Here is a 24864-nt window from a genome sequence, read left to right as displayed (position 1 = left end):
ATGGACACTCACACCACACTTCCGACCCGAATGCCCTGGACAAGCCTCGCCATCGTCGTCGGCGTGACGGCGTTACTGGTGGCGGCACTGCTGGAAACCGTGTCAGCCCATCGGGCCGCACTCGTCGGTGTGGCCACCGGCGTGTTGCTGGCGCTGTCCCTGTGGCTGAACGGGTGGGACCGCTGGCAGGCAGTCGGAACCGTTCTGGCTAGCCTTCTCGCCCTGCCGGTCGCCGTCGGGCTTTCCGTTGCCACTGGCGGCACAGTTGTCTCACTCGGTGCCGAACTGTTCCCTGCCCCCTCGCAGGCTGGCGTCCGACCGGCAGTCGTCACGCTCCTGTCGCAGGTGTTCGTCGTCCTCGGTTGTCTGACCGCTGTCTTCGGCGCGACCGCGGCTACCCGCGGTGTCGTCGACACTGAGCGGGTGGAGACCTACGGTGGCGTCGTCGTTCGGACGACCGCCGTACCGTTCGCTGTTGGCCTTGTGCTGTTTGCGCGTGGTGCCGTCGACTTCCTGCAGTCCAACGCCGGGACGCCGGGTATCCAGCAACTGACCGGCGAACTGCTCACACGGGTGCTGGACCCGATTTTCGACCCGGTCCCCGGGCGGACCCATATCGCCATCTTCAGCCTGTTGCTCGCCCTCGCCGCCGCGGCACTGGCCCGCGGACTCGACGCCTTGCCGTTTTCCGAACTCGTCCCGGAAACGAGCGATGCGCCCGATGTCGACAGGGCCGTCGCCGCCGTCGAACGAACGCTCCGGTGGACGGGCCGACTCGCCCTGCTGGTCGCGCCGGTCGCCGGCCTGTTCGAACTGGGTCTCGGTCAGGAGTCATTAGCCGGACTGCTCCCGGTCGGGCCGTACGAACTCATCGTCGCAATCACAGCCGCACCGGGCCTTCGCGGCCTCCTCTGGTGGCTGTTCCTTATCGGGACGGTCGCCACAGTGGCTGTCTGGTTCCTCCGGCGGACGGTCCAGAGTTCGGCCGACCGCGTGGGGACCGTCCTCGCACCGTACGTCGGCGGCGGCGTCATCGCGCTGGCCGCGGTTGCGGTCGCGGGGCCGGCAGTCGATGCTCTCGAGACGGCGCTCCGGACGACGCCGGCCGCGCCGGCTGTCGAACAGTTCCTCGTTCCGATACTGGACGTGTACGGTCCGGAGACGGTCACGCTGGCGCTGGCCGTGGTGGCGCTGTTTTTGGCCATCGGCGTGACCGGACAGCTGTGGCTGGCGCTGGCGACGAATTACCTGCGTGCGCGGACGGCCGGCGTCACGCTCGCCGCGGCCGGTCTGTTCGGTGCAAGCGCGTTCGCCGCGACGCTTTCGACGCCGACGTGGCTGGTGCTTGGAGGTCTGGTCGGTGCCGTCGTCGTCTGGGACGCCGGGGCATTCGGGACGACGCTGAGACACGAGGCCGGTACCGGGGCCGCGACGCGCCGCACCGAACTCGTTCACACCGGCGGAACTGTCGGGGTAGGCGGCGTCGGTTCGGCGGCGACGCTGGGTCTCTCCGCCGTCGCCCGTGGTTCGATAGCTGTCGAGCCGTCGGTCGCCGTAGCCGGCCTCGTCGTCTGTCTCGTCGCCGTGTTGGCGCTGGTGGCTGCGATACGGTAGGCCCGCACCGAACAATCCATTGTGGTGTGGTGACAAGCCAGCAGTATGACTGACTGGTCTCCGCTGGGCCGAGCCAGAGCCAACGCGACGGAACTCGCCTCGCTGGGGGTCACCGGCTTCTGGCTCGTTGCTCTTTTTACCGGGCAGGAGTGGTGGCTCGCGGCGCTGCTCGTCGGATATGTCGTGGTCGTCCCGCTGACCGAACTGCTGTACGGTGAGCCGGACGAGGCGGAGGAAGATATCGAGGGAGCGGACTCAGCGCCGTCAAGCGATGCCAGTGACGAGTCACCGCTGGAGCGACTGCGCCGCCGGTACGCCGAGGGGGAACTGACCGACGAGCAGTTCGAGCGGAAACTGGGGCGGCTGCTGGAGACGGAGACACTGGAGGGCGTCGAGGACGCGACTCGGGACGAGTCGGAACGGGAGTTCGAGCGGAACTGAGGGGGTGTAGCGTCGCCGGTCGGTGTCGTTCTCACTCCGAGCGGGTGCCGGGCATCGATTTCTCCCGGTGAAAGCTATGGATTCCACCGCCAATCCTGCTGAGTCAGTGGGCGGCCATCGACGACAGGACGTTGAGGCAGTAGACGCCGGCGACGATGAGTGCGATCCCGACGACACCAACCGGGTCGACCGGTTCGTCGAACACGACGGTTCCGATGGCCGCGACACCGACGATACCCAATGCGGCCCACGTCCCGTAGACGACGCCGATGGGGAGTTCCTCTAAGGTCAGCGAGACGAGGTAGAACGCCGCGCCGTAGCCAAGGACGACGCCGAGGCTGGGAACGGGATTCGAGAACCCCTCCGAGAGCTTGAGCGCGGTCGTTCCGAGTAGCTCCGAGGCGATTGCGGCCCCGAGCAACACGTACGGATTCATACTGAGAACGCCGGCTGGCGGGGGAATGAACGTACTGAAACGCCCCGCCACTTTCGGTGTGTTTCGGCCGCTCGGCGGCTCTGGCGGCGCTTCCGGTGGCAGGGAACCCACGCGGGGGCGCTCCTCGCGCCGGCCGCACCCGCGTCGAGTCCGGTCCTGTGGACCTTTGTACCGGCCGCTCGATCACCTGACGATGACCGAACTGGCCGAACTCGGGCTCTCGAACTACGAGGAGACGGCGTATCGGACGCTGCTGGTGACCGGTGCGGTGTCCGCGAGCGACCTCTCCGACGCGAGCGGCGTCCCTCGGGGACGGATCTACGACGTCCTCAACGGCCTCGAAGCCCGCGGGATAGTCCAGACCCAGCCGACCGACCCGACGCGGTACACCCCCGTCGACCCGGAGACGGTCGTCGACAGGCTACTCGCGGAGCGGACCCGCGAACTGGCGTCGGAGCTCGATCGGTACCGGTCCGTCGCCGCGTCCGTCAGGGCGGACCTCCTGCCCACACCGCCCGTCGACAGCAGTTTTTGGCTCGGATCGCTCGGAAGCGAGGAGATGCGGGCGGCGATGAGACGGCACGTCAGGACCGCCCGAGAGCACGTCCGGGCGACCGTCGGTCCGCCGTACGAGCGCGCGTCGTGGGAGACGTTCCAGACTGAGGTCGACGCGTTTCTCGACGGCGTGGACGACGGTGTACGGGTCGATCTGCTCTGTAGCGAGGCGGTACTCGACGTGCTTCCCGAGTCGTTCCCCGACCTGCTCGCCGACCGCAACGCGGCGGTCCGGGCGGTGCCGACGGTCGGGGTCTCCTTCGACGTGATCGACGCCGCGGCGGTGACGGTCGACGTTCCGGACCCGCTCTCGCCCGCCGACAGGCTCGGCGTGGTCGGGATCACCGATTCGGAGGTCGCGGCGGCGTTCGAGGCCCGCTTCGAGCGACTGTGGGCCGAGGCGGAGCCGCTGCTGGGGCGGTAATCCGGAACCGACCGGCGGTGCCCGGTCTCAGCGGCCGGGGCTGACTGCGGGCACCTCGACGCGGTCAAGCACGTCCTCGACGACGGTCGCCGGGTCGACCCCGCGAACGCCCGCGTCGGCGGTCAGGACGAGTCGGTGGGCGAACGCCTCCTCGACGACGCTCTTGACGTCGTCGGGGACAGCGTAGTCGCGGCCGTCGAGGACCGCGGCGGCGCGAGTAGCCTCGAACAGCCGCTGGATGCCACGTGGGGAGACGCCGACCTCGACGCGGTCGTCCTCGCGGGTGGCCCGGCCGAGCTCGACGACGTAGTCCCGGAGCGTGCCGTCGACGGTGACCGATTCGACTGTCCGCTGGAGCGCCGGCAGGCGCTCGCCGTCGATGACGCTGGTGACGCTCGGAGCCTGTGCTGTCCGGTCTGCCCGCCGGTCGATGAGTTCGCGTTCGCCGCCGAAGTCGGGGTAGCCCATCGACGTTTTGACGATGAAGCGGTCCCGCTGGGCCTCGGGCAGGCCGAAGGTCCCTTCTTGTTCGACGGGGTTCTGCGTGGCGATGACGAAGAACGGGTCGGGGAGGTCGTGGGTCACGCCGTCGACGGTCACCTGCTTCTCGCCCATCGCTTCGAGCAGCGCGGCCTGCGTCTTGGGCGGCGCGCGGTTGATCTCGTCGGCCAGCACGACGTTGGCGAAGACGGGGCCGGGCTGGAAGTCGAACTCGCCGGTGGCCTCGTTGAACACGTTCGAGCCGGTGATGTCGGACGGCAGCAGGTCCGGCGTGAACTGCACCCGCTTGAAAGAGAGGTCCAGCGCCGTCGCGAACGACTGGGCGGTGAGCGTCTTCCCCGTGCCTGGCACGTCTTCCAGCAGGACGTGCCCCCGAGCGAGAATCCCGGTCATGACGGTTTCGAGGAAGCGGTCGTCGGCGATGACGGCACTGCCGACGGCGTCGAGAATCTGTCGGCTGGTTCGTCCGGCAGTGTCGTGGTCCATACCGGCGTGTAGATAGCCACCGACAAATACCCTCTCCCTCGGTTCCACTGGCCGGCGGGCCGATACCGTGCTATCCTATCACAATAAGAGAGTATTGCCGTAACTATGAGTTATAGATAGCTAGAGATATATGCATACTGCACATGACCGACGACTACGGATTCGGGACGCGCTGTGTCCATGCCGGCCAGGAGGAGCCGGACCCGGCGACGGGGGCACGCGCGCCGCCAATCTATCAGACCTCGTCGTACGTCTTCGAGGACGCTGACACCGCGGCCGACCGGTACGCGCTGGATGACGACGGCAACGTCTACTCGCGGTTCGACAACCCCACTGTCAGGATGCTCGAAAGCCGCATCGCTTCCCTCGAAAACGCCGTCGACGCCGTCGCGACGGGGTCGGGGATGGCCGCGCTCGACGCCGGGACGTTCGTCCTCGCGGCCAACGGCGACAACATCGTGACGGCGTCCTCTATCTATGGCGGCACTCACTCCTATTACTCCAACACCGCCAGCCGCCGGGGTATCGAGACGCGCTTTGTCGACACGCTCGACCCGGACGCCTACGCCGAGGCCATCGACGAGGACACGGCCTACGTCCACTTCGAGACCATCGGCAATCCCTCGCTCGTGGTCCCGCCGATGGAGGAAATATCCGAGGTGGCGCACGACCGCGGCGTGCCCGTCTTCGTCGACAACACGTTCGGGACGCCAGCGCTCTGTAACCCGCTCGACCACGGCGTCGACCTCCTCTGGGAGTCGACGACGAAGTGGATCCACGGCTCCGGGACGACCGTCGGCGGCGTCCTCGTCGACGGCGGTTCGTTCCCCTGGGACGAGTACTCCGAGAAGTTCCCGGAACTGGGCGGCGAGAACGAGGCCTTCGGCAAGAACTTCTCCGAGGCCTTCGGTGACCGCGCGTTCTCCGTCGCTGCCCGCCAGCGCGCCCTCCGCTCGCTGGGCGACGGCCAGAAGCCCTTCGACGCGTGGGCGACGCTCCAGGGTGCTGAGACGCTCTCCCTGCGGATGGAACGCCACTGCGAGAACGCGATGACCGTCGCACAGCACCTTCAGGACCACCCCGAGGTCGCCTGGGTCACCTATCCCGGGCTGGAGAGCCACGAGACCCACGACCTGGCACAGCAGTACCTCTCCGGCGGGTTCGGCGGCATCGTCACCTTCGGGCTGGAGGACGGCTACGACGCCGGCCGACGGTTCTGCGAGGAGACGGACCTCGCCCAGTTCCTCGCCAACATCGGCGACGCGAAGACGCTGGTCATCCACCCGGCCTCGACCACCCACGCCCAGCTCAGCGAGGCGGAACAGCGCGCCAGCGGCGTCACGCCGGACCTCCTCCGGTTCAGCGTCGGCATCGAGGACTCAGCGGACATCATCGCAGACATCGACGAGGCAATCGAACGAGTCACATGAACGTCGAACACAACACCCTCTCGCTGGGCGAGTTCGAGTTCGACTGCGGGGAAACGATTCCTGATCTGGAAATCACATACGAGGCCTACGGGGAGTTCGACGGCGACAACGCGGTGCTGGTCTGTCACGCCCTGACCGGCAGCGCCCACGTCGCCGGCCGCGACCGGGTCGACAGCGCCGACCAGGCCCGCGCCTGGTGGGACGACATCGTCGGGCCGGGCAAGGCCATCGACACCACGGAGTACTACGTCGTCTGTGCGAACGTCCCGGGCTCGTGCTACGGCTCGACGGGCCCGAAAAGCGAGAACCCGGAGACGGGCGAGCCCTACGGCACGGACTTCCCGCCGGTCACTGTCACGGACTGGACCGAGGCCCAGCGCGCCCTGCTCGACGAACTCGGCATTCCGCACCTCCACGCCGTCGTCGGCGGTAGCGTCGGCGGCATGAACGTCATCGAGTGGGCCAAACGCCACCCGGACCACGTCGACCGCATCGTTCCCATCGCCGCGGCCGCGCGACTGGACACGCAGTGCCTCTCGCTCGACGCCATCGCCCGCCGGGCCATCACGACCGACCCGAACTGGAACCAGGGCCACTACTACGGCGAGGACGACGAGCCACCAAGCGACGGGCTGGCGTTAGCCCGCCAACTGGGCCATGTGATGTACCTCTCGAAGGCGTCGATGGAGCGCCGCTTCGGCCGCCGCGCCGCCGGCCGGGACGCCGTCCGCACGTTCCCCACCGACGCTGCGGGCGCGTTCTTCCCGTACCGTGACGTGGAGTCGTACCTCGATTACAACGCCGAGAAGTTCACCGAGCGCTTCGACGCCAACAGCTACCTCTACCTGACGCGGGCGATGGACAACTACGACCTCGCCGCCGGATTCGAGTCCGATGCGGACGCGCTGGCGGCCTTCGACGGCGACGCGCTGGTGATGTCTTTCACCGCCGACTGGCACTTCACCACTCAGCAGGCCGAGGCGCTGGCTGATTCGCTCCGGGAAGCCGGCGCGAACGTCGCCCACCATGTCATCGACTCCGACCACGGCCACGACGCCTTCCTCGTCGAACCGGACAACGTCGGGCCGCCGCTCGCGGACTTCCTCGCTGCTGGTGTCGACGGCAACGCCGTCACCGACTCGGTGGTCGAGGACAGTCAGGAGAGCGATTTCGCACCTGTCCACAACAGCCTGTTCTCGCGGTAGCGACGCTGGCGTGCCGTCTGTCAGCCCGCGGGCTTGCTGACCCCACGATTCGGCTCGTCGATCATGCAATTCCTGATTCGCGGTAGCATTTAACACATCTCGGACCGACTAGCTCTATGTATGGCTGACATGACCACGAACATCGAAAGCGAGGAGTATTCGTTCGGACAGACGGTGTACGACGGGGACGGTAACGAACTCGGGACTATCCGCGGATTCGACGAACACGGGTTCTACGTCACAGTCGAAGACGGCATCGAGGCGATGTCGAGCGAGCACTTGCGCGCCGGGGCCGCGGGCGAGGCCGAACTGATGTGGCGCTGCTGGGAGTGTGGCGAAATGGGCCAGATAGCGGACATCCCCGACGAATGCCCGTCCTGCAACGCGCCAAAAGAGGACATCTACTACTGGCAGGAGGATTGACGGACCGGTAGCTGTCTGGACCCACCGACCACAAATGTGGGCCTACGCCTGCTCGAATCGCTCGGCGACGGCCGGTCCGACTGTCTCTTGCACTGTCTCGGCGGCCGACGGCGGGAGCGAGAACCGGAGCGTCGTCCAGTCGAGTTCGAGGATCGCCTGCCCGTCTTCGTCACCGATGACCACGTACACCAGCGTGCCGCCGTAGACCCGCGCCAGCGCGTCGAACGTTTCTGGCGTCATCGGCACCGTTCCGGTCGTGTGCGTATCGGTAGCCGAAACGTCGGTGTGGCCCGCGAGCGTCTCGACAGCGAACCGCTCGTGCTGTGGGGTGTCTCGCCGCCCGACACCGAGGTGGACGAACGCTTTTTCAGGAGACCGCGGTGACGCGTCCAACACCGCTGCGAGCACGTCTAGCCCGACCGCTTCGTCCGGTTCGGACAGTTCGAACCGCTGTGTGGTCTCCTCCTGTGGCCAGGTCGGCCCCGGTTCGGCGCCGCCACCGATCCCCTCCCACGCCGTGACAATCGTCTCGGTCAGTTGGTCGATACCAATCTCGTCGATGGCCCGGACTACCGCCTCGGCGTCGTCGGAGTCGCCCATGCCCACTCGTTCGTCACTCGCGGCCAAGTGCGTGCTGATTTCGCCTGCCGGTGATGGGTTTTTGTCCCGGCCGTCCCTGCGAGATGGTATGGATATCGTCGTCGTCGGGGCAGGGAGCCTCGGCAGCCTCGTCGGTGGCCTGCTCGCCCGCGAACACGACGTGACGCTGGTGGGCCGTGAGCCACACGTGGGCACCATCTCCGAGGACGGACTCTCGGTCGTCGGAGCCGAAGAGTTTCGGGTCCACCCGAACGCACAGACGACAGTCCCACAGGGTGCCGACCTCGCGCTGGTGACGGTCAAGGCCCACGACACCGCCGCCGTTGCAGCGGACCTCGCGGACTGCACCCTTGACGCTTGCCTCTCGCTGCAAAACGGGATGGGCAACGAAGCGGAGTTAGCTGCCGAGGTTGACTGCCCGGTGCTGGCAGGGACGTGTTCCTACGGGGCACGACTTCGAGAGCCGGGCACCGTCGCGTTCACCGGCCGCGGCGAGGTTGTGCTGGGGGACCGCGACGGCGGCCGGTCCACAGTCGCTGACGAGGTCGGGTCAGCGGTCGGTGCGGCCGGCATCGAGACGACCGTCGCGGCGGATATGCCGGCCCGCCTCTGGGAGAAACTCGCGGTCAACGCCGGCATCAACGCGGTGACGGCCCTCGCCCGCGTGGAGAACGGCGCACTGGCCGATTCGCCGGCCGACGCCATCGCCGCAGACGCCGCCCGTGAGACGGCCGCCGTCGCCCGCGAACAGGACATCGACCTCTCCGACGAGCGTGCAGTATCGCTCGTCGAACGTGTCGTCGACGACACCGCCGCCAACCACTCGTCGATGTACCAGGACATCTCGGACGGCCGCCAAACGGAAATCGACGCCATCAACGGCTACGTCGTGGCGACTGCGACGGCACCAGTCCCGGTCAACGAGACGCTTGCCGGGCTCGTCCGTACGTGGGAGCGACACCGCGAGCGGTAGGTTCTGGAATCACACAACGACTATATACACGTCTCCTATGTGTGTCTCACATGACTCCACAGACCGACAGAGCGCGGCTCGACGCGCCGCGTAGTGCTCCCAGCGGGACTGCTACTACAGCGAGGAGACCACTGGTATGACAGCGGACGACGCGGGTGGGAACCGAATTGTCGACTACGAACTGTTCGAGGTCCCGCCCCGCTGGCTGTTCCTGCGGCTGGAGACGGCCGACGGAACCGTCGGCTGGGGTGAACCAGTCGTCGAGGGCCGGGCACATACGGTACGCGCCGCCGTCGAGGAACTCCTCGACAGCTATCTCGTCGGCGAAAATCCCGAGACAATTCAGGACCACTGGCAGGCGATGTACCGCGGCGGCTTCTACCGCGGCGGCCCGGTCCTGATGTCCGCTATTGCCGGCATCGACCAGGCGCTGTGGGACATCAAGGGCAAGCAACTCGACACACCGGTCCACCAGCTGCTTGGCGGGCAGGCCCGCGACCGGATTCGGGTGTACCAGTGGATCGGCGGCGACGAGCCCTCGGACGTGGCCGACGCCGCCCGCGAGCAGGTCGAGGCAGGGTTCACGGCGCTGAAAATGAACGCCACGCCCGAAATCGAACGGGTCGACACTCCGGCGACGGTCGAGGCCGCCGCGACCCGGCTCCGGGAGGTCCGCGAGGCCGTCGGCCCCGAGGTCGACATCGGCGTCGACTTCCACGGCCGCGTGACGAAGCCGATGGTCAAGCGGTTGGCCTCGGCGATGGAACCGTACGACCCGATGTTCATCGAGGAACCGGTCCTGCCAGAGCACAACGACGCGCTGCCGGCGCTTGCCGCCCACACTGACATCCCCATCGCCACGGGCGAGCGGATGTACTCGCGGTGGGACTACAAGGAGGTGTTCGAGGACGGTGCCGTCGACGTGATTCAGCCCGACCTCTCACACGCCGGCGGCATCACCGAGGTGTACAAGATAGCCGCGATGGCCGAGGCCTACGACGTGGCGATGGCTCCACACTGCCCGCTCGGTCCGGTCGCGCTGGCGTCCTGTGTGCAGGTCGACGCCTGCTCGCCCAACGCGCTCATTCAGGAACAGAGCATCGACATCCACTACAACGAGGCCGCCGACGTGCTGGACTACCTCGCAGACCCGTCGGTGTTCGACTACGAGGACGGCTTCGTCACTGTGCCCACTGACCCCGGCTTGGGCATCGAAATCGACGAGGCGTTCCTCCGGGAACAGTCCCAGCAGGAGGTCGACTGGCACAACCCCGTCTGGCGACACGACGACGGTAGCGTCGCCGAGTGGTAGGCCGGCGGCGATTCCACCGCCATGCTCCCTCGCCAGTGACTGCGTGGGACACAGCACGGAACGCACTAAAGGAAAGGGCTCATATCCCGCGCCCGACACGTATCTGTATGGCCTCCTCAACGTCGTGGAAGCGCGATTTCGCGAGCGGCCTTATTATCCTGTTACCGCTGCTGGTGACGGTGTACGTTATCATCTATCTCTACTCTATCCTCGCGTCCGCGGCGGTTATCCCGGCGATTGACGCCGAACTGCTAGCGGCGCTCGGGCTCCCCTCGGGAACGTCGTCTGTCGAACTCGCTCGGGTGTTTACGACGCTGATTATCTTCATCCTCATCGTGTTCTCCATCGGGTACCTGATGCGGACGGCCTTCGGCGACATCGTCGAACGGGCCATCGACGACGCAATGAATCACGTCCCCGGACTCCGGGTGGTGTACAACGCTTCGAAGATGGCGGTCGAGACGGCTGTCGGGGGAACCGAAGACCTTCAGGCGCCGGTGAAACTCGAAGTGTGGGACGGGATGCGGATGACGGCGTTCAAAACGGGACAGACCACCGATGACGGCCGCGAGGTGCTTTTCCTGCCGACCGCACCGAACATCACGACCGGCTACGTCGTCGAGGTCGAACCACACCGCTACGAAGAAATCGACGAGCGCGTCGAGGAAGCGCTGACGCGCATTCTCAGCGCCGGCTTCGGCGACACGGACCGCAGCAACGCCACGCCGATTCCGGTCGCCGACGAGGACGACCTCGCGGACGACTGACCGCGCCGCTCACCCCGCTCTCAGACGTAGTGGAACCATTCTTCGCGGTTGCCGCTCTCGATGACGTCGAAGAAGGCCGACTGGATGTCGTCGGTGACCGGCCCTTTCGTCCCCTCGCCGATCTCGTTGTCGTCGACGCTCCGGATCGGCGTGACCTCCGCCGCCGTCCCAGTGAAGAACAGTTCGTCGGCGGTGTACAGTTCGCCACGGGAGATGGTCGCTTCCTCGTGGACGGTGTAGCCCATTTCTTCGGCGAGCGTGATGGCGGTGTTGCGGGTGATGCCTTCGAGGATGCTCTCGGCCAGACCGGGCGTGTATATCTCGTCGTCCCGGACCATGAAGATGTTCTCGCCCGGCCCCTCGGCGACGTTCCCCTCCTTGTTCAGGACGATGGCCTCAGTGTAGCCGTTGCGGCGGGCCTCCTCGCCGGCGAGCATACTGTTGACGTACAGGCCGGTCGTCTTGATGTTGGTCGGGATCTGGCTGGAGGCGTGCTTGCGCCAGGACGACACCATCACGTCGACGCCCTCCTCCAGCGCTTCCTCGCCGAGATACGCGCCCCACGGCCACGCTGCAATAGTTGTCTTCGTCGGGCAGTCTTTCGGGCTCACGCCGAGCGAGTCGAAGCCGTAGTAGACGATGGGGCGGATGTAACACGACTCGAACCCTTCCGTCTCGATGAGTTCGGTCGTCGCCTCGGTGAGTTCCGCCTTGCTGAACTCGATATCGAGGTCGTAGGGCTTGGCTGATTTGTACAGGCGGTCGAGGTGCTCCTCCCAGTGGAAGATGGCCGGTCCCTGCTCGGTGTCGTAACAGCGCACGCCCTCGAAGACGCCGGTGCCGTAGTGCAGCGCGTGCGTGAGGACGTGGGTCTGTGCGTCCTCGAAGTCGACGAACTCGCCGTCCATCCAGATACGGTCGGTCCCCTCGAACATCTCCGGACGGTCGCTCATCGCACGATCCCTCCGCTGAGTCGACAGTCGCGATGCCCGCGGGTGGTGCCTCCTGCAGTCTCGTCGTGTGTCATATCTACCCCATTGATTCCCGTGGTTAAGAGTGTTGACGGTCCACGAGAGAGCGCCCTGCTCCGATCAGGGTCGCGCTCATTCAGCCGGGAACGCCAGTCCGCGTCTCACCGCATGTTCCCGGTCTCGCCGGCGCGGACGACGACCGTATCCGCGACGATGTCTCCGAGCCGTTGCTTGCGGTCTGTGCCGAGCACGGCGACGATGCCGATAAGGTAAAACGCCGGCAGCGCGTCGACGATGCGAAGCACAGTCCGTATCGCTGCCGGCCCGTACTCGATTGGGTCGCCGTCCTCCATCACGACGACGATGTCGAGGGCCATCTTTCCGACCGTCTGACCGTACGTTCCTTCGAGGTAGATGTAGTAGCCAAAGCCGATGACGAGTCCGAACAGGCTTCCAAGGAATGCGAGTCGAACCTGCGCTAAGATGCCGCTGATGACTGACGAGACGATGGCGATAAGCACGATGTCGATTATTATTGCGCCAATCCGCCGCCCGATCACGTCGCCTTCCGTGCCCATTTCGGGTGCTGGGCGTTCAAACCAAGCCATACGCACAGAATGACATGCCACTGATATAAATCTGGGTCAGACATCGCGTATCTCTATAACAGAGGCCAGTACACGCCTTTTCGGTCAATTACTGCCGAGACAGGTCTCCGTTGCCGTCAGTCGAACCGCTCTAGCAGGCTCGCACCCTCGACGTAGACCAGCCCCTCCCGGTCGGCGTAAGCCCGCGCCGCTGCCGGGGGCAACGCTGCACCCGTCTCGTCGTCCAGCATCTCACAGACGACGGCGGCCTCCGGCAGGTCGGCCGCGTCGGCGAGTTCGAGCGCGAGTTCGGTGTGGCCCTCGCGGTCAGAGAGGCCATTGGGGGCCGCCCGGAGAAGGTGAACGTGGCCCGGCGACCGGAAGGCATCGCTGAAGGCCTCGGGGTCGGGGTCCGTCGCGGCGGCGGCCAGTTCCTGAATCGTCAGCGAGCGGTCCTCGTCCGTGATGCCGGTGAAGGTGTCGCGGTGGTTCACCGTCAGCGAAAACGAGGAGCGCTCGTCGTAAGCGAGGTCGTGGTCGGCCGCTGTCGGGTGGTCGAGCACCTCTTGCATGAACGGCAGTTCGAGCGCGTCGGCGACGCGGTCGGAGAGGGCAACACAGACGAGGCCGCCGGCGTCGTTGCGCATCCGGGCGACGGCCTCGGGGCTGACGGCCCCGGCCGGGTAGACGAGGTCGGTCTCGCCTTCGCGGTCGGCGGCGTCGTGGATCAGCACCGGCTCGCCGCGGGCGAAGGCGGCGACGGCGTCGGCCACGCTGTCGGCGTCGACGGCGGTTTCCTCACTCCGAGACATGCACGATCACCTCGTCGCCGTCGGCCAGTTCCAGCACCTCGCGGAGCTTTTCCGGTGCGATCACTTCGAGTTGCTCCTCGCCGTGGTGGGTCCGTTCGGGCGCGATGACGTGGGCCGGCTCGTACTCGCCGTCGCTGCCCTCTATCGAGGCGGGGTAGCAGTACGCGGGGCCGTACGTCCGCTCGTCGTCCTCCCAGCCCTCGATGGTGACCGGCTCGATGGCGCTCATCCGCGCCCGCTTGCGGACGCTCTCGGCCGTGAGTTCGAGGTTGAGCGTGCCCGCGAACGGCTCGTACCCCAGTCGCTCGATGAACTGCTCCATGTAGCCCGGCAGCGTGATGTAGTGTCGTCCCTCCCCCATCCCCGAGGTGACGACCCCGGTCAGGTCGACGCTGGCGTCGGCCTCGAAGATGCGCCGGTAGTCGGCGTACTCCGACTGGAGGCGGCGCTCGCCGTCGCCGGTCAGCTCCACCTTCTGTCCGTCGCTGACCATGTCCCGAGAGAGAAAGCCGGCGTCTTCGAGTCGCTGGAGCCGCCGCGAGGCGGTCTGGTTCGACGCGTCCAGCCGGTCCCCGAGGTCGGCACAGGACACTTTCGTCGGCTCGTCGAGCGCGCCGTCGAGGGCGAGCAGTTTCAGCGTCGCCAGCTCGTCCCGACCGACGCCCTGTCCCGTTGATTCAGCCATACGCCGACGTAGGGAGTCGTGCCGGATAAGCATACCGAAGGTGGAATGCATCCCACTTTTGGAACGGCTAGAAACTACTTCGGCGTTGGTAACGGGAGCGCACCACTATTTAGGCCGGACACAACTTAAACTGCCGTCTAACACGTTCAAATCTATCACACTGTTGTGATGACGCTGTCTCGTTTGCGATACAGTCAGTACTCCACGAGTGCGTCCCGCTCCCAGAACTCGCTCGACTTCTCCAGTTTCGGGACCCACGTGTTCTCGTCCTCGGCGAGCATCGCCACGCGGGAGTCTTCGACCTCTTTCAGTACGTCGTGGTCGGGGAGGTACTCACTCATCTCTCGCGTGAACTCGCGGACCTCGCTGTGGTCGGGCATCGAGTCGCGGTCGAGGCGGCCCCGCGAGTGGCCGACGTGCATGTACGCCTTCATCTCGACGAAGTCCGCGTCGGCCCGGTCGCACATTGCCGCGTACCACTCGGGGTGATGCATGTTGTGGCCCTTGACAAGCGTCGTCCGGATGACGGTCCGGGTGTCGTCTTTCTCGGCTAGCACGTCCAGCGTATCGATGAGCGAGTCCCAGGCGTCGTCCTCCATCGCCTGGACCGTCGAATCGAATGTCTGGCGGTCGGCGGCGTCGACGGAGACGTACAGCTGGGTCGGGTCACAGCGCTCCAGCATCTCCGTGTTGGTCCCGTTCGAGACGAGGAACGTGGTGATGTCGCGGTCGTGGAACTCCTCGATGAGTTCCGGCAGGTGCGGGTAGAGCGTGGGCTCGCCGTCAAGCGAGATGGCGACGTGGCGCGGTTCCATCGCCTGGTCGAACACCTCGCGCGGCACTTCGTTGTTGCCACCGAAGCCGGAGAGGAGTTTCCGCTGGAGTTCCACGGAGGCATCGGCGACCGCCGCGGGGTCGTCCCACTCCACGTCGCCGAGTTCGTAGGCGTGGCCGGCGTGGTCCCGCCAGCAGAACACGCACCGCTCGTTGCATTTCACCACCGGCGTCATCTGAATGCAGCGGTGGGACTCGATGCCGTAGAAGATGTACTTGTAACACTTCCCCTCCCCACGCAGGGCGTTTTTGGTCCAGCCGCAGGTCTGGGCGGCCGTGTGGTTCTCGCTGTGGTAGGCCGGGTCCGAGACCTGCTTCGGACCGCCGTCGGCGTCACTCATTGCTGTCGGCTTCGACAGCCAGCGGCAAAAACTGTTGGGAGATGCTCGCTGTGACAGGTCCCTCTGTGCAACAGAATCAGCTTTTATATTACTGCACAACTGATCGACATTTATCGGTGCACAATAACCTATACTATCACTGCTAAGTACTTACCAATTCAATAGATTTAATTGCCGGGCAGATATATCAGCCAAACAGCCACGGGTGGAACGGCTCTCGTGGTGCGGTGCTGTTCCCCGTAGGGGGGGGGAAGGTGCATACAATGTCAGAAGGCAGTTCAGGAGACGATAGTCTCTCCGTTGACAGGCGAAGCGTTCTGAAACTGTTCGGTACAGCCGGTGTTGCAGCGGCCGGCACGGGACTTGGATCGATTGCGTTTTCAGGTAATAGTGCGGCGGCGTCGGTTGATATCGGCGCGACGAACCCGGGCAGCGTCACAAACGACCGCGGTGACCTGAGTAAGGTCACCATTGACCCGACGTTTCGGGTGGAGTGGTCCAATCTGGACACCGCTGTCGGGAAGGTGTTCTACGTCATCGAAGGCCGGACTAGGGACAACGGCAACTGGAGCAACTGGTCGCCGGTGTTCCGTTCGACGCCGTGGCTGACGCCGGGTTCGGTTCAGGGTGCGGACGCGTCGAAACCAGGGACCAGCGGCCATCTCGAGTTCACCGACCCGTTGTCTGCAATCATGAATCGGTCGTCGGCGGCCCGGGGTGCCAAGAGCGAGGACCCGCGACCGCTGCCTCGCCCAATTGAGGTCGTCAATGAGCTCGGCCGTCCGGACTATGATAGCGCGGACTACTCCAACATCGGCGGTGTTGACGCTTCGACGTATCTGGCTGGGAACTCGATGGGGGGTGCTGACAGTGCCTACTCGAATCTCGACAGCGGCGAACTCTCCCGGACAGAGGGTAGCGCTGTCGAATACGGCGACTCGTCCTTGGATGACAACGGCGGGACGCTCCCGCTGGTCAACAACTTCCCTGGCGCCGAAAGTGGCTATTACGGCGCGGCCGACGACACGTCCCGGTTCGACGTCGACGAGGACGGTGCTTCAGACACTGATACTGTCGAAATCAGGTACACGTTCGCGCTGCAGCGGTTGAATACCGGGTCAGCTGATCTCGGAGACGACCCCTCTAACATCGGATACACTCCGGTCAGTTCGTTCACGCAGAACCCGCTATCAGACTACTCGACCATCGAAGAGGCTGTTCGTGCGGACCCGTGGCTCGAAAACGTCCGTCCAGAAGACGTCAACACGGGGAACTCCGAACTAGTGATGGACGGTACCGACGGCTATCCCTCGATAACGAACAACGGCGCAAACTCAGCAGCGTCGAACGTCTACGACGCGTACCAAGCAATCGCCGATTCCCATCCGGCCGTTATCAGCACTACTGCACAGTTCACCGTCACCGTAACGAACGAGGCCGGTGACAGTGGCGTCACCGGGTCGACCGGTGCCGGCACAAGCGGTGGTGGACAGTAACGCTGGTACGGGAATCGGCCGTCACCTGTTTGAATGAGTACAGACCACTCACTGTTATCTCCACGGGCCGTGCTTTTTACGGTCGCTATAGCTGTTGCGCTACTTGGTATTGGCCTTGGAATGCCACCGTTTGGCGGCAGCGAACAACAGCCCGGAGTGGCGCCGCCGAACGAAACAGCCACACCCGGACAGCAACCAGAGACATCGGGCGGCGGCGCTGGACCGCAGCAATTGACACGGCCGACACCAACGGTGACGGCAACGCCTGTCCCTGAGAAGCCGATAGAACCGACGGATCCTGATCCGGAAACCGATGCCGGAACCGAACCCAGCGACTCGCCCGTTTCGAACAGTAACAATGGAGGCGCCAGCGGTTCGACCAGCGACTCGGATCCGGCGGAAACGGACAGGGACCCGACAGCTGGCGTGGAAGGGTCGACTAATGCTAGCGTCGAGTAATACCGAGCGTCCGGTAGTCGTACGTTGGTGAACTCGGGACGGCGTCATCGGAGAATACAACACCCCCACACCAAGCCGGTGCCAGTCTGTGGCCAGTCAGCAGGTCACGTCAACTTGACGATGGGGTTGCTCATGTGGTGGCCGACGACGTTGCCATTTTCCATGATCCGGTCGTAGCCATCGTCGTCAACTTCGATTCGCGTTTCGCTGTCTTTCTGCATCAGATAGAGTGTTTCGCTCATACATCTGTGGATGCCCCTGATACGCAAGACAAGAACTACTAGGTGTATAGATACGCGCTGCGATGGATGCTATATGTATCAAACTGCACCGGAAATGTACTTCAGCCGGAAGATTTTGGGGCTTCGACGCTGAGTGTACTAGTATGGGTGTGCTTGACACGGTTTCCGAGCTATTCGGCTCCGGAGAACGACACTACAGGTTCCGCTGTGATGACTGCGGGACCGAGTTCGCACAGCGTGCGGCGACGGTCGAGGACCTGACCTGTCCGGAGTGTGGCGCTGGAACGGTGCGGCCGGCCGAGGCGGCGTGAGAGCAGGCGGTCAGCACGCTGGCCGCATCAGCGGCCCAGATTGTAGAACTCGTCGTTCGGGCGGATGTCGGCGAGCTGTGCGAGGCGGTTCGAGAGGTTAAAGAAGGCGGCAACGCTGCCGATGTCCCAGATGGCGCGGCGGCTGTAGCCGTGTTCCTCTAGCCGTTCGAGGTCCGCTTCCTCGATACGGGCGGGCGACTCGGTCAGTTTCACCGCGAAGTCAAGCATCGCCTTGTGGGTCTCGTTAATCTCGGCCGTCCGGTGGTTCGCGGCGACCTGCTCGGCGAGCTTGGGCGCGTCGGCGTAAATCCGCAGGAGCGCACCGTGGGCGACGATACAGTAGAGGCAGTCGTTGACGCCGCTGACGGCGACGATTATCATCTCGACTTCCTCGCGTTCCAGCTCAGTCTCCTCGACCAGCGCGTCGTGGTACGCAAAAAAGGCCCGGAAATGCGAGGGACGGTACGCCATCGCTGGGAAGATGTTCGGTGTGAAGCCGGCGCGGTCGGTCTCCTCCTTGATGCGGTCCTGCAGGTCTTCGGGGAGGTCGTCGATGTCCGGGGTATCGAACCGTCTCATCACTGTATCGGAGTCTGCCATACCACCTGTCCGTCCGGCCTCGGCTTGAAAGTTAGTTGCCTGTCAGGCCATGGCCGGTGAGAGCTGGTGTATAGCTCTTGCGGGGCCGTGGCACAAGGTCGAACAGCCACGCTGGCTCTTTTGTCAGACGACACGACGAGTCAGATGCATGTCAACGACGACAGAAACGACGCAAACGTACGATCTCGGTACCGGCAACTGGAAAGCCGGCGTGCTCGGCGGCATCGCCGGGAGCGCCGTCATGGGGGCGCTGATACTGGTGATGAATCCCCCGACGCTCGCCGTCGCAATCCCGTCCCTGTACGGCCTCGCGCCGCCGCCGAGCCCGGCCGCTGGTCTCGTCGTCCACCTCTCGCACGGGGCTGTGATGGGCGTGCTGTTCGCCGGGCTAGCGAGGGTCCTCGGTCTGGAATCGTCCGGTAAACTGCTCGGACTCGGCGTCGGCTGGGGCGTCGCCACCTGGGCGCTCTTCGCCGCGCTTCTGATGCCAGTCTGGCTCGGTGCAGTCGGCTCGCCGGCCTCGCCGCCGTTCCCGAACTTCGCGCCGCCGTCGCTGCTGTGGCACGTCGTCTACGGCGGTGTCCTCGCGGTCGTTTACGCCGCGACCATGGACCGCATCTGAGGCCCAACCTGAGCCGTCGCGGTCGCCGCTACTGCTCCTGAAACACGGTCCACTGTTTCTCGCCGGTTTCGGCGTCGGCTATCGCTTCGACCTTCTCACGCTGCAGGTCGTCCAGCTGTGCCGTTGCCAGCCGAACCCACGACAGGAACTCCTCGCGGAGCCGCTCTCGCACGACTTCAGGCGGCTGTGGCGTATAAACGTACACGTGCCCGCCCTCCGTCCTAATCCGTCGGCGCTTCTCAACGACACCGAGGTCGGCAAGATGGTTGAGATGCCGCGCGACGACGCTCCGGTCGTAGCCGATCTGCTCGGCCAACTCCGCCACGGTCAGCTCCCCGCCTTCCATCACGCAGAGGCAGATGTCCAGTTCGGTGCCGGACATATCGAAGACGGTCTTGAGCAGGGTTTCGAGCGACGGCTTGCTGACTGCTGCCGCCTCTGTCTCGGTCGCTGCCATCGGCTCGCCACAGCACTCCGGACGATTGTCGCCGATGCCGACGCTACCGCAGGTCGCACACTCGAACAGCCGCGGTCCCTCAGCGGGGGGTGTCATGCGATGGGCTACTCGCCCCGTCGGTAGAAGCTTCAGGTATGGTCAGGGTAACTACGGGCGGGTGCCTGCGGGCCGTGGTTTCCCCCTCGTGATATAGATGTTAGTCCAAAGGTCTAAGCCCTCCCGGGACCGAATACGAGTCACTATGAGCACTGACACAGAGGACGCCAACGACCTGCGCGAGCGAATCACGAACTTCCTGCGCCGCAACTTCCCCCAGATCCAGATGCACGGCGGGAGCGCGGCCATCGAGGAAATCGACCGCGAGGAAGGCAGCGTCACCATCCGCCTCGGCGGCGCCTGTTCCGGCTGTGGCATCTCGCCGATGACCATTCAGGCCATCAAGACGCGCATGACCAAGGAGATCCCGGAGATCAACGAGGTCACCGCCCGAACTGGGATGGAACAGCAGGAAGGGATGTCCGGCGGGAGCGGCGGCATGAGTCCGTCCTTCCCCGGCGAGTCCCGCGGCGGCGACGTTGGCGGCGACGATGACGAAGGCCCCGAAGCGCCGTTCTGAGGCCAGTTCTCGATCTTTTTTAGACTCGTGACCAGCAACGGGTGTCGGCGTGCCCGCGTAAGTCCCAGAGTCTGTGGCCACTCTCGCCAACCCCATCGCAGCGAGTCACACAGATTAAGACGACGGCGGCAGACAGCGGGGATATGGAGACGGTCGACACGGTCGTCTGGGCGCTGTGGGCGATGTTGCCGGCGTATATCCCGAACAACGCCGCGGTGCTCGCCGGTGGCGGCAGACCGATAGACGGTGGCCGAACGTGGGGCGGGCGGCGAGTGCTGGGCGACGGCAAGACCTGGCGCGGGACACTCGTCGGCACCGCCGCGGGAACGGCCCTCGCGCTCGGCCTCACTCAGGTCGGGCCCGCCGTGAGCGCCGCGCTGGGAACGGACCTGCCGGCGTTTCCGTTCCGCGCGGGACTGGGCCTCGCCTTCGGCGCGATGCTCGGGGACATCGGCGCGTCCTTCCTCAAGCGCCGCACGGGCCGGGAACGCGGGGCCGCGTTCCCCGGTCTGGACCAGTTGGATTTCGTCGTCGGGGCGTTGCTCTGTGCCTTCGTGGCCGCCCCGCCGTGGTTCACCGCGACCTTTCCCCTCCCGGTGCTCGTCGTCGTCGTCGTCGCGACGCCGGTGTTACACGTCGTCACCAACGGCATCGCCTACCTGCTCGGGCTGAAAAACGAGCCGTGGTAGGCGACCCGTAGACCTACGTGCCAGCGCACGACATCACTCGTGATGGCCCTGACCAATTCCCTCCCAGTCGTCAGCCGCGCCCCGCCGACCGTCCGACGCGCGACGGCCGCCGGCCTGCTCTGTACCGCGATTTTCCTGCCGGTCATGTACGTCCTTCTGCACGCGTACCTGGTGCTCACGGTGAGCGTCGGCCCCGTCGACACGCTCGAACGACTGATAGACTTCGCCCTCGTCGCCGGGGGCGCGACGACGTTTCTCGCGGGATTCGTCTCGAAGTTCCTCACTGAGACGTTCCTCACCGAGCGGACTGCCTAACCCCACCGAACTGACGAAGAAGTGCGTTTTTACGCGCCGACCGTGGAGTGTCGGGTATGACAACACGCGGGGAGACACTGCAACTGGCGACGCGGGGCTCGGACCTCGCGTTGCGGCAGGCGGCGACAGTTCGGGATTCGCTGAGCAGTCGCCGGCTGTCGGTCGAACTCGTTGAGGTGGAGACGACGGGCGACCAGATACGGGACGAACTCATCCACCGGCTCGGCAAGACCGGCGCGTTCGTCCGCAGCCTCGACGAGAAGGTACTGGAGGGCGAACTCGACGCGGCGGTCCACTCGATGAAGGACATGCCCACCGAGCGGCCCGACCGCCTCGTCGTCGCGGCGGTCCCCGAGCGGGCCGCTGCCGAAGACGTACTGGTGACGCCCGACGGCCGCTCGCTCGATGACCTGCCGGAGGGTGCGACCGTCGGCACGTCGAGCCTGCGACGCAAGGCGCAGTTGCTCGCCGAGCGCGAGGACCTCACCGTCGAGCCGCTCCGGGGCAACGTCGACACGCGCATCGCCAAACTGCTGGCCCCGTCGCTCCAGCGGGAACACCAGGAGCGCCACGAGGCCGAACAGGAGCGGAAGGGCAACGCCGGCGATCCCGACACCGACGAGGAAGAAGAACACCCCTACGACCGCACGGTCGAGGAGTGGTTCGACGACCTCACTGAATTCGAACGGCGGGCGATGGAGCGGGACCCGGACACCGAATACGACGCCATCGTGCTGGCGAAGGCGGGGCTCCACCGGGCCGGCCTCACGCGCTACGTCGGGATGTCAGACCTCGACCCCGACCGGTTCGTGCCGGCTCCGGGCCAGGGCGCGCTGGCGGTAACCGCCGTCGACGGCGACCTCGCGCTGGACATCAAGGACCGACTGGACGACCCCCAGACGCGCGTCGAGACGACCGTCGAGCGGACGATTCTCGAAGAACTCGGCGGTGGCTGTGTCGCGCCAATCGGTATCCACGCCCACCTGGAGGGCGGTGTCATCCACACACGAGTTCGCGTCCTCTCACAGGACGGCACAGAGGAGGTGTCGGTCGGTCGTGACATCCCGGCTGAGTACCACATCGACGCGGCACAGGACCTCGCAGCGGAACTCGCTGAACAGGGCGCTGACGACCTCATCGCCGAGGCCAAGCGGGACTCGACGGGCGCGGACGATGACGCTTCAACGGCGCGGGAGGACGACGAGGAATGACGGACGCTGCACCCGGCAAAGTGTACCTCGTTGGCTCCGGTCCCGGCGACCCGGACCTGCTGACGGTCAAGGCAAAACGCCTGCTGGAGGAAGCCGACGTGGTGTTGCACGACAAGCTCCCCGGCCCCGAAATCATCGGGATGATTCCTGAGGAGAAGCGCGAAGACGTGGGCAAACGCGCCGGCGGCGAGTGGACACCGCAGGAGTACACCAACGCCCGACTGGTCGAACTTGCAGAGGAGGGAAACACTGTTGTCCGACTGAAGGGCGGCGACCCGACGGTCTTTGGCCGCGGCGGCGAGGAACTGGCCCACCTCGCGGAGAACGACATCCCGGTCGAGGTCGTCCCCGGCATCACGAGCGCCATCGCCGGCCCCGAGGCCGCCGGCATCCCGGTCACGCACCGGGACTACACCTCCTCAGTCTCCTTCGTCACCGGCCACGAGGACCCCACGAAAGAGGAGTCGGCCGTCGACTGGGAGGCCCTGGCCGCGACCGGCGGCACGCTGGTCGTCCTGATGGGCGTCGGCAAACTGCCCCAGTACACCGAGGCCCTGCGCGAGGCTGGCATGGACCCCGACACGCCCGTCGCGCTGGTCGAACGCGCGACCTGGCCCGACCAGCAGGTCGCCACCGGGACGCTCGACAGTATCGTCTCGGTCCGTGACGAGGCCGGCATCGAACCGCCCGCCATCACCGTCATCGGCGAGGTGGCCGGCGAGCGCGAGCGGGTGGTGGCGTTCCTGGAGGGGTACTGATGCGCGAGGAACCGCGCCTGCGCGTGGCCGCCTTTCGTCCCGCCGACGACCGCCTCGACGACGCGGTCGAACTCATCGAATCGCTCGGTGCTGACCCGGTTCCGGACCCGATGCTGGCGGTCGAACCAGCGGCGGCCGGCGACATCGACGGTGACGGCGACGACGGCCCGGTCACGCCGCGTACCGACGCCGACTACGTCGTCCTGACCAGCAAGACCGGCGTCGAACTCGCCGCCGAAGCCGGCTGGGACCCTGGCGAGATGACGGTATGTGCCATCGGCGAGTCGACCGCCGCGGCGCTCCACGAGGCTGGCTATGGCGTCGACATCATCCCCGCCGAGTACTCCTCGACGGGGCTCGTCGAAACGCTGTCCGGAGCGGTGGCCGGCGCAAGAGTCGAAGTCGCCCGCTCGGACCACGGCTCGGCGGTGTTGACCGACGGGCTGGAGGCGGCCGGCGCGTACGTCCACGAGACCGTCCTTTACCGACTGGTTCGGCCGCCGGAATCGGGCGAGTCCGCGGAGCTGGCAGCAAGCGGTGACCTCGACGCGGCGCTGTTTACCTCCTCGCTCACCGTCGAACACTTCCTCGATGCGGCCGCCGAGCGCGGGGTCCGCGAGGCCGCCGTCAACGGACTGAACGAGGCGACCGTCGGCGCAATCGGTGAGCCGACGCGGGAGACGGCCGAGGCCGCCGGCATCGCCGTCGACGTCGTCCCCGAGCAAGCCGATTTCGAGGCGCTGACCTGCGAGACCGTCGAGGCGGCCGCTCCGACACACCACGAGTAACGTGACCGCGTGCGGCTCACTCCGCCGCTTCTCTGGTGGCCTCTCGGCTCTCAACCTCGGTCCGGAGCGTCGCCAGTTCGTTCTCGATGGCCCGCTCGCTGGAGAGTCGGTCGAGTTCCTGGTCGATGGAGTCGCCCTCGTCGAGCACGGATTCGAGGTCGCCGCTCGCTTCGAGTTCCTCCAGCGCGGCCGCGCGGGCCTCCATCTGCTCGGTGCGCTCCGTCGCGCGCTCTATGGAGCGGTGGACGTCGGCCATCGTATCGCCAGCGCCGGTAAAGGCCTCCGAGACCCGCGCCGACGCCTCGGCGGCCTGATAGCGGGCCTTCATGGTCTCTTTCTTCGTGCGGAACTGCTCTATCTGGCTACTGAGCTCGGCCCGCTTGCCGACTAGCCGGTCCTGTGTTTCCTGCAGGTCGTCTATCTGTCCCGACAGCTCCGAAATCTGGCTGACGTTGACCTGCTTTTTTTCCAGTGCCCGGCGTGCGAGGTCCTCACGGCTCTCCTGCAGGGCGGCCCGGGCCTGCGTGTCGTGTTTCTCGACGTTGGACCGCAGCCGCTGGCGGTGTATCTCCAGGCGTTTCTTCTGGGTCGTCACGTCAGCGATGCCGCGGGTCACGTCCTGTAGTTCGTCCCGCATCTGTTCGTAGGAGTAGTCCAGTTCCGCCGCCGGGTCCGACGTGCGGTTGAGCAGGGCGTTGAGCTTGGCCCGGACCGCGAACGCGAACCGCCGGAGCAGGCTCATCGCGCCCGCTCCCGACCGCCTGCGGCTCGAATCGGTCCCGACCATGGCTCGGCTGTGACAGCGTGCATGTCCTCTCGTATGATTGACACCGTTATAATAACAGGGTGCCACCCGGTGCGATACGCGACTGCGCGGCGAAATCGGGAGACAGTCGCGGCGAT

The 24864-nt window shown here is 65.7% G+C and carries 30 protein-coding genes; 18 read left to right on the top strand and 12 right to left on the bottom strand.

Going from position 1 to position 24864, the window contains the following annotated elements; genetic code table 11:
- Together D3D01_RS23350 and D3D01_RS23345 are read left to right on the top strand one after the other, a co-directional pair.
- Entirely contained in the window at nt 1–1614 is a 1614-nt protein-coding gene (locus D3D01_RS23350) for a hypothetical protein (protein ID WP_121513920.1), read from the top strand.
- A 45-nt stretch (nt 1615–1659) separates the two neighbouring features.
- Nucleotides 1660–2055 (top strand): SHOCT domain-containing protein, encoded by a 396-nt coding sequence (locus tag D3D01_RS23345; RefSeq protein ID WP_121513919.1) that lies wholly within the window; start codon nt 1660–1662, stop codon nt 2053–2055.
- A 103-nt stretch (nt 2056–2158) separates the two neighbouring features.
- Here the strand turns inward: D3D01_RS23345 and D3D01_RS23340 are convergent, their stop codons facing one another.
- A complete protein-coding gene (locus D3D01_RS23340; protein WP_058993047.1) occupies nt 2159–2491 on the bottom strand; it encodes a multidrug efflux SMR transporter in 333 nt (110 codons plus the stop codon).
- A gap of 193 nt (nt 2492–2684) precedes the next feature.
- On the opposite strand from D3D01_RS23340, the gene D3D01_RS23335 reads away from it, so the two are divergent.
- Nucleotides 2685–3470 (top strand): TrmB family transcriptional regulator, encoded by a 786-nt coding sequence (locus D3D01_RS23335; protein WP_233563634.1) that lies wholly within the window; start codon nt 2685–2687, stop codon nt 3468–3470.
- 27 nt (nt 3471–3497) lie between these two features.
- On the opposite strand, the gene D3D01_RS23330 is transcribed toward D3D01_RS23335, so the two are convergent.
- Nucleotides 3498–4457: a MoxR family ATPase gene (locus D3D01_RS23330; RefSeq protein ID WP_101349080.1), complete on the bottom strand. Its 960-nt coding sequence runs from the start codon at nt 4455–4457 to the stop codon at nt 3498–3500.
- A 143-nt stretch (nt 4458–4600) separates the two neighbouring features.
- Between D3D01_RS23330 and D3D01_RS23325 the strand changes: the two genes are divergently transcribed.
- The 3 genes from D3D01_RS23325 (at nt 4601) to D3D01_RS23315 (ending at nt 7515) form a co-directional block, all read left to right on the top strand.
- Complete coding sequence (locus D3D01_RS23325; protein WP_121513917.1) at nt 4601–5887, top strand: O-acetylhomoserine aminocarboxypropyltransferase/cysteine synthase family protein; 1287 nt, start codon at nt 4601–4603, stop codon at nt 5885–5887.
- On the top strand, nt 5884–7092 hold the full coding sequence (gene metX, locus D3D01_RS23320; protein WP_101349082.1) for a homoserine O-acetyltransferase: 1209 nt from the start codon (nt 5884–5886) through the stop codon (nt 7090–7092). The genes D3D01_RS23325 and metX overlap by 4 nt, the downstream gene beginning before the upstream one ends.
- A 120-nt stretch (nt 7093–7212) precedes the next feature.
- On the top strand, nt 7213–7515 hold the full coding sequence (locus tag D3D01_RS23315; protein ID WP_101349083.1) for a hypothetical protein: 303 nt from the start codon (nt 7213–7215) through the stop codon (nt 7513–7515).
- Nucleotides 7516–7557: 42 nt separating this feature from the next.
- Here D3D01_RS23315 and D3D01_RS23310 read toward each other — a convergent pair whose 3' ends face one another.
- The gene (locus D3D01_RS23310) at nt 7558–8115 is read right to left on the bottom strand and encodes a hypothetical protein (protein WP_101349084.1); all 558 of its coding nucleotides are present in this window, start codon (nt 8113–8115) and stop codon (nt 7558–7560) included.
- Between the two features lie 88 nt (nt 8116–8203).
- Between D3D01_RS23310 and D3D01_RS23305 the strand changes: the two genes are divergently transcribed.
- The 3 genes from D3D01_RS23305 (at nt 8204) to D3D01_RS23295 (ending at nt 11167) form a co-directional block, all read left to right on the top strand.
- Complete coding sequence (locus D3D01_RS23305; RefSeq protein ID WP_121513916.1) at nt 8204–9088, top strand: ketopantoate reductase family protein; 885 nt, start codon at nt 8204–8206, stop codon at nt 9086–9088.
- A 136-nt stretch (nt 9089–9224) separates the two neighbouring features.
- Entirely contained in the window at nt 9225–10400 is a 1176-nt protein-coding gene (gene dgoD / locus D3D01_RS23300) for a galactonate dehydratase (RefSeq protein ID WP_101349086.1), read from the top strand.
- Nucleotides 10401–10507: 107 nt separating this feature from the next.
- Complete coding sequence (locus D3D01_RS23295; RefSeq protein WP_101349087.1) at nt 10508–11167, top strand: DUF502 domain-containing protein; 660 nt, start codon at nt 10508–10510, stop codon at nt 11165–11167.
- 20 nt (nt 11168–11187) lie between these two features.
- Here the strand turns inward: D3D01_RS23295 and D3D01_RS23290 are convergent, their stop codons facing one another.
- The 5 genes from D3D01_RS23290 to twy1 all read right to left on the bottom strand — a co-directional run bounded on the left by D3D01_RS23290 (nt 11188) and on the right by twy1 (nt 15397).
- On the bottom strand, nt 11188–12120 hold the full coding sequence (locus D3D01_RS23290; protein WP_199725654.1) for a branched-chain amino acid transaminase: 933 nt from the start codon (nt 12118–12120) through the stop codon (nt 11188–11190).
- A gap of 179 nt (nt 12121–12299) precedes the next feature.
- Complete coding sequence (locus D3D01_RS23285; protein ID WP_121513915.1) at nt 12300–12746, bottom strand: RDD family protein; 447 nt, start codon at nt 12744–12746, stop codon at nt 12300–12302.
- 116 nt (nt 12747–12862) lie between these two features.
- A complete protein-coding gene (ribB, locus tag D3D01_RS23280) occupies nt 12863–13537 on the bottom strand; it encodes a 3,4-dihydroxy-2-butanone-4-phosphate synthase (protein ID WP_121513914.1) in 675 nt (224 codons plus the stop codon).
- Entirely contained in the window at nt 13524–14222 is a 699-nt protein-coding gene (locus tag D3D01_RS23275) for a DUF120 domain-containing protein (protein ID WP_121513913.1), read from the bottom strand. Before D3D01_RS23275 ends, ribB begins: the two co-directional genes overlap by 14 nt.
- A 194-nt stretch (nt 14223–14416) precedes the next feature.
- A complete protein-coding gene (twy1, locus tag D3D01_RS23270; protein ID WP_121513912.1) occupies nt 14417–15397 on the bottom strand; it encodes a 4-demethylwyosine synthase TYW1 in 981 nt (326 codons plus the stop codon).
- 263 nt (nt 15398–15660) lie between these two features.
- On the opposite strand from twy1, the gene D3D01_RS23265 reads away from it, so the two are divergent.
- Nucleotides 15661–16893 (top strand): hypothetical protein, encoded by a 1233-nt coding sequence (locus D3D01_RS23265; RefSeq protein WP_121513911.1) that lies wholly within the window; start codon nt 15661–15663, stop codon nt 16891–16893.
- A 563-nt stretch (nt 16894–17456) separates the two neighbouring features.
- Here D3D01_RS23265 and D3D01_RS24440 read toward each other — a convergent pair.
- Entirely contained in the window at nt 17457–17594 is a 138-nt protein-coding gene (locus D3D01_RS24440; RefSeq protein ID WP_170084052.1) for a hypothetical protein, read from the bottom strand.
- Between the two features lie 143 nt (nt 17595–17737).
- Between D3D01_RS24440 and D3D01_RS23255 the strand changes: the two genes are divergently transcribed.
- The gene (locus D3D01_RS23255) at nt 17738–17905 is read left to right on the top strand and encodes a zinc ribbon domain-containing protein (RefSeq protein WP_121513909.1); all 168 of its coding nucleotides are present in this window, start codon (nt 17738–17740) and stop codon (nt 17903–17905) included.
- Between the two features lie 27 nt (nt 17906–17932).
- Here D3D01_RS23255 and D3D01_RS23250 read toward each other — a convergent pair whose 3' ends face one another.
- Nucleotides 17933–18505, bottom strand: coding sequence for a peroxidase-related enzyme (locus D3D01_RS23250; RefSeq protein ID WP_121513908.1), 573 nt, complete (start codon nt 18503–18505; stop codon nt 17933–17935).
- Nucleotides 18506–18653: 148 nt separating this feature from the next.
- On the opposite strand from D3D01_RS23250, the gene D3D01_RS23245 reads away from it, so the two are divergent.
- On the top strand, nt 18654–19127 hold the full coding sequence (locus tag D3D01_RS23245; protein WP_121513907.1) for a DUF6789 family protein: 474 nt from the start codon (nt 18654–18656) through the stop codon (nt 19125–19127).
- Nucleotides 19128–19155: 28 nt separating this feature from the next.
- Here D3D01_RS23245 and D3D01_RS23240 read toward each other — a convergent pair whose 3' ends face one another.
- The gene (locus D3D01_RS23240; protein WP_121513906.1) at nt 19156–19680 is read right to left on the bottom strand and encodes a helix-turn-helix domain-containing protein; all 525 of its coding nucleotides are present in this window, start codon (nt 19678–19680) and stop codon (nt 19156–19158) included.
- A gap of 145 nt (nt 19681–19825) precedes the next feature.
- Here D3D01_RS23240 and D3D01_RS23235 point away from each other — a divergent pair, with 145 nt between their 5' ends.
- The 6 genes from D3D01_RS23235 (at nt 19826) to D3D01_RS23210 (ending at nt 23961) form a co-directional block, all read left to right on the top strand.
- Nucleotides 19826–20200: an iron-sulfur cluster biogenesis protein NfuA gene (locus D3D01_RS23235; RefSeq protein WP_053966533.1), complete on the top strand. Its 375-nt coding sequence runs from the start codon at nt 19826–19828 to the stop codon at nt 20198–20200.
- Nucleotides 20201–20343: 143 nt separating this feature from the next.
- Nucleotides 20344–20889 (top strand): CDP-2,3-bis-(O-geranylgeranyl)-sn-glycerol synthase, encoded by a 546-nt coding sequence (locus D3D01_RS23230; protein WP_121513905.1) that lies wholly within the window; start codon nt 20344–20346, stop codon nt 20887–20889.
- Nucleotides 20890–20931: 42 nt separating this feature from the next.
- On the top strand, nt 20932–21204 hold the full coding sequence (locus D3D01_RS23225; protein ID WP_121513904.1) for a hypothetical protein: 273 nt from the start codon (nt 20932–20934) through the stop codon (nt 21202–21204).
- A gap of 56 nt (nt 21205–21260) precedes the next feature.
- The gene (gene hemC / locus D3D01_RS23220) at nt 21261–22415 is read left to right on the top strand and encodes a hydroxymethylbilane synthase (protein WP_121513903.1); all 1155 of its coding nucleotides are present in this window, start codon (nt 21261–21263) and stop codon (nt 22413–22415) included.
- Entirely contained in the window at nt 22412–23173 is a 762-nt protein-coding gene (gene cobA / locus D3D01_RS23215; protein WP_121513902.1) for a uroporphyrinogen-III C-methyltransferase, read from the top strand. Before hemC ends, cobA begins: the two co-directional genes overlap by 4 nt.
- Complete coding sequence (locus D3D01_RS23210) at nt 23173–23961, top strand: uroporphyrinogen-III synthase (RefSeq protein WP_121513901.1); 789 nt, start codon at nt 23173–23175, stop codon at nt 23959–23961. Before cobA ends, D3D01_RS23210 begins: the two co-directional genes overlap by 1 nt.
- A gap of 16 nt (nt 23962–23977) precedes the next feature.
- On the opposite strand, the gene D3D01_RS23205 is transcribed toward D3D01_RS23210, so the two are convergent.
- Nucleotides 23978–24703, bottom strand: coding sequence for a PspA/IM30 family protein (locus tag D3D01_RS23205; protein WP_121513900.1), 726 nt, complete (start codon nt 24701–24703; stop codon nt 23978–23980).
- Nucleotides 24704–24864 lie beyond the last annotated feature (161 nt).

Source organism: Haloarcula sp. Atlit-7R (assembly GCF_003666065.1).
In the GTDB taxonomy this organism is placed as follows: Archaea; Halobacteriota; Halobacteria; order Halobacteriales; family Haloarculaceae; genus Haloarcula; species Haloarcula taiwanensis.
Note: the sequence above shows the minus strand (reverse complement) of the source record. Positions and strands in the feature narration are given on the sequence as shown.

Bases quoted from the DNA above. Each gene is read 5' to 3' on its own strand.
- D3D01_RS23350 (WP_121513920.1), top strand. From the start codon at position 1: ATGGACACTCACACCACACTTCCGACCCGAATGCCCTGGACAAGCCTC.
- D3D01_RS23345 (WP_121513919.1), top strand. From the start codon at position 1,660: ATGACTGACTGGTCTCCGCTGGGCCGAGCCAGAGCCAACGCGACGGAA.
- D3D01_RS23340 (WP_058993047.1), bottom strand. From the start codon at position 2,491: ATGAATCCGTACGTGTTGCTCGGGGCCGCAATCGCCTCGGAGCTACTC.
- D3D01_RS23335 (WP_233563634.1), top strand. From the start codon at position 2,685: ATGACCGAACTGGCCGAACTCGGGCTCTCGAACTACGAGGAGACGGCG.
- D3D01_RS23330 (WP_101349080.1), bottom strand. From the start codon at position 4,457: ATGGACCACGACACTGCCGGACGAACCAGCCGACAGATTCTCGACGCC.
- D3D01_RS23325 (WP_121513917.1), top strand. From the start codon at position 4,601: ATGACCGACGACTACGGATTCGGGACGCGCTGTGTCCATGCCGGCCAG.
- metX (WP_101349082.1), top strand. From the start codon at position 5,884: ATGAACGTCGAACACAACACCCTCTCGCTGGGCGAGTTCGAGTTCGAC.
- D3D01_RS23315 (WP_101349083.1), top strand. From the start codon at position 7,213: ATGGCTGACATGACCACGAACATCGAAAGCGAGGAGTATTCGTTCGGA.
- D3D01_RS23310 (WP_101349084.1), bottom strand. From the start codon at position 8,115: ATGGGCGACTCCGACGACGCCGAGGCGGTAGTCCGGGCCATCGACGAG.
- D3D01_RS23305 (WP_121513916.1), top strand. From the start codon at position 8,204: ATGGATATCGTCGTCGTCGGGGCAGGGAGCCTCGGCAGCCTCGTCGGT.
- dgoD (WP_101349086.1), top strand. From the start codon at position 9,225: ATGACAGCGGACGACGCGGGTGGGAACCGAATTGTCGACTACGAACTG.
- D3D01_RS23295 (WP_101349087.1), top strand. From the start codon at position 10,508: ATGGCCTCCTCAACGTCGTGGAAGCGCGATTTCGCGAGCGGCCTTATT.
- D3D01_RS23290 (WP_199725654.1), bottom strand. From the start codon at position 12,120: ATGAGCGACCGTCCGGAGATGTTCGAGGGGACCGACCGTATCTGGATG.
- D3D01_RS23285 (WP_121513915.1), bottom strand. From the start codon at position 12,746: ATGGCTTGGTTTGAACGCCCAGCACCCGAAATGGGCACGGAAGGCGAC.
- ribB (WP_121513914.1), bottom strand. From the start codon at position 13,537: ATGTCTCGGAGTGAGGAAACCGCCGTCGACGCCGACAGCGTGGCCGAC.
- D3D01_RS23275 (WP_121513913.1), bottom strand. From the start codon at position 14,222: ATGGCTGAATCAACGGGACAGGGCGTCGGTCGGGACGAGCTGGCGACG.
- twy1 (WP_121513912.1), bottom strand. From the start codon at position 15,397: ATGAGTGACGCCGACGGCGGTCCGAAGCAGGTCTCGGACCCGGCCTAC.
- D3D01_RS23265 (WP_121513911.1), top strand. From the start codon at position 15,661: ATGTCAGAAGGCAGTTCAGGAGACGATAGTCTCTCCGTTGACAGGCGA.
- D3D01_RS24440 (WP_170084052.1), bottom strand. From the start codon at position 17,594: ATGAGCGAAACACTCTATCTGATGCAGAAAGACAGCGAAACGCGAATC.
- D3D01_RS23255 (WP_121513909.1), top strand. From the start codon at position 17,738: ATGGGTGTGCTTGACACGGTTTCCGAGCTATTCGGCTCCGGAGAACGA.
- D3D01_RS23250 (WP_121513908.1), bottom strand. From the start codon at position 18,505: ATGGCAGACTCCGATACAGTGATGAGACGGTTCGATACCCCGGACATC.
- D3D01_RS23245 (WP_121513907.1), top strand. From the start codon at position 18,654: ATGTCAACGACGACAGAAACGACGCAAACGTACGATCTCGGTACCGGC.
- D3D01_RS23240 (WP_121513906.1), bottom strand. From the start codon at position 19,680: ATGACACCCCCCGCTGAGGGACCGCGGCTGTTCGAGTGTGCGACCTGC.
- D3D01_RS23235 (WP_053966533.1), top strand. From the start codon at position 19,826: ATGAGCACTGACACAGAGGACGCCAACGACCTGCGCGAGCGAATCACG.
- D3D01_RS23230 (WP_121513905.1), top strand. From the start codon at position 20,344: ATGGAGACGGTCGACACGGTCGTCTGGGCGCTGTGGGCGATGTTGCCG.
- D3D01_RS23225 (WP_121513904.1), top strand. From the start codon at position 20,932: ATGGCCCTGACCAATTCCCTCCCAGTCGTCAGCCGCGCCCCGCCGACC.
- hemC (WP_121513903.1), top strand. From the start codon at position 21,261: ATGACAACACGCGGGGAGACACTGCAACTGGCGACGCGGGGCTCGGAC.
- cobA (WP_121513902.1), top strand. From the start codon at position 22,412: ATGACGGACGCTGCACCCGGCAAAGTGTACCTCGTTGGCTCCGGTCCC.
- D3D01_RS23210 (WP_121513901.1), top strand. From the start codon at position 23,173: ATGCGCGAGGAACCGCGCCTGCGCGTGGCCGCCTTTCGTCCCGCCGAC.
- D3D01_RS23205 (WP_121513900.1), bottom strand. From the start codon at position 24,703: ATGAGCCTGCTCCGGCGGTTCGCGTTCGCGGTCCGGGCCAAGCTCAAC.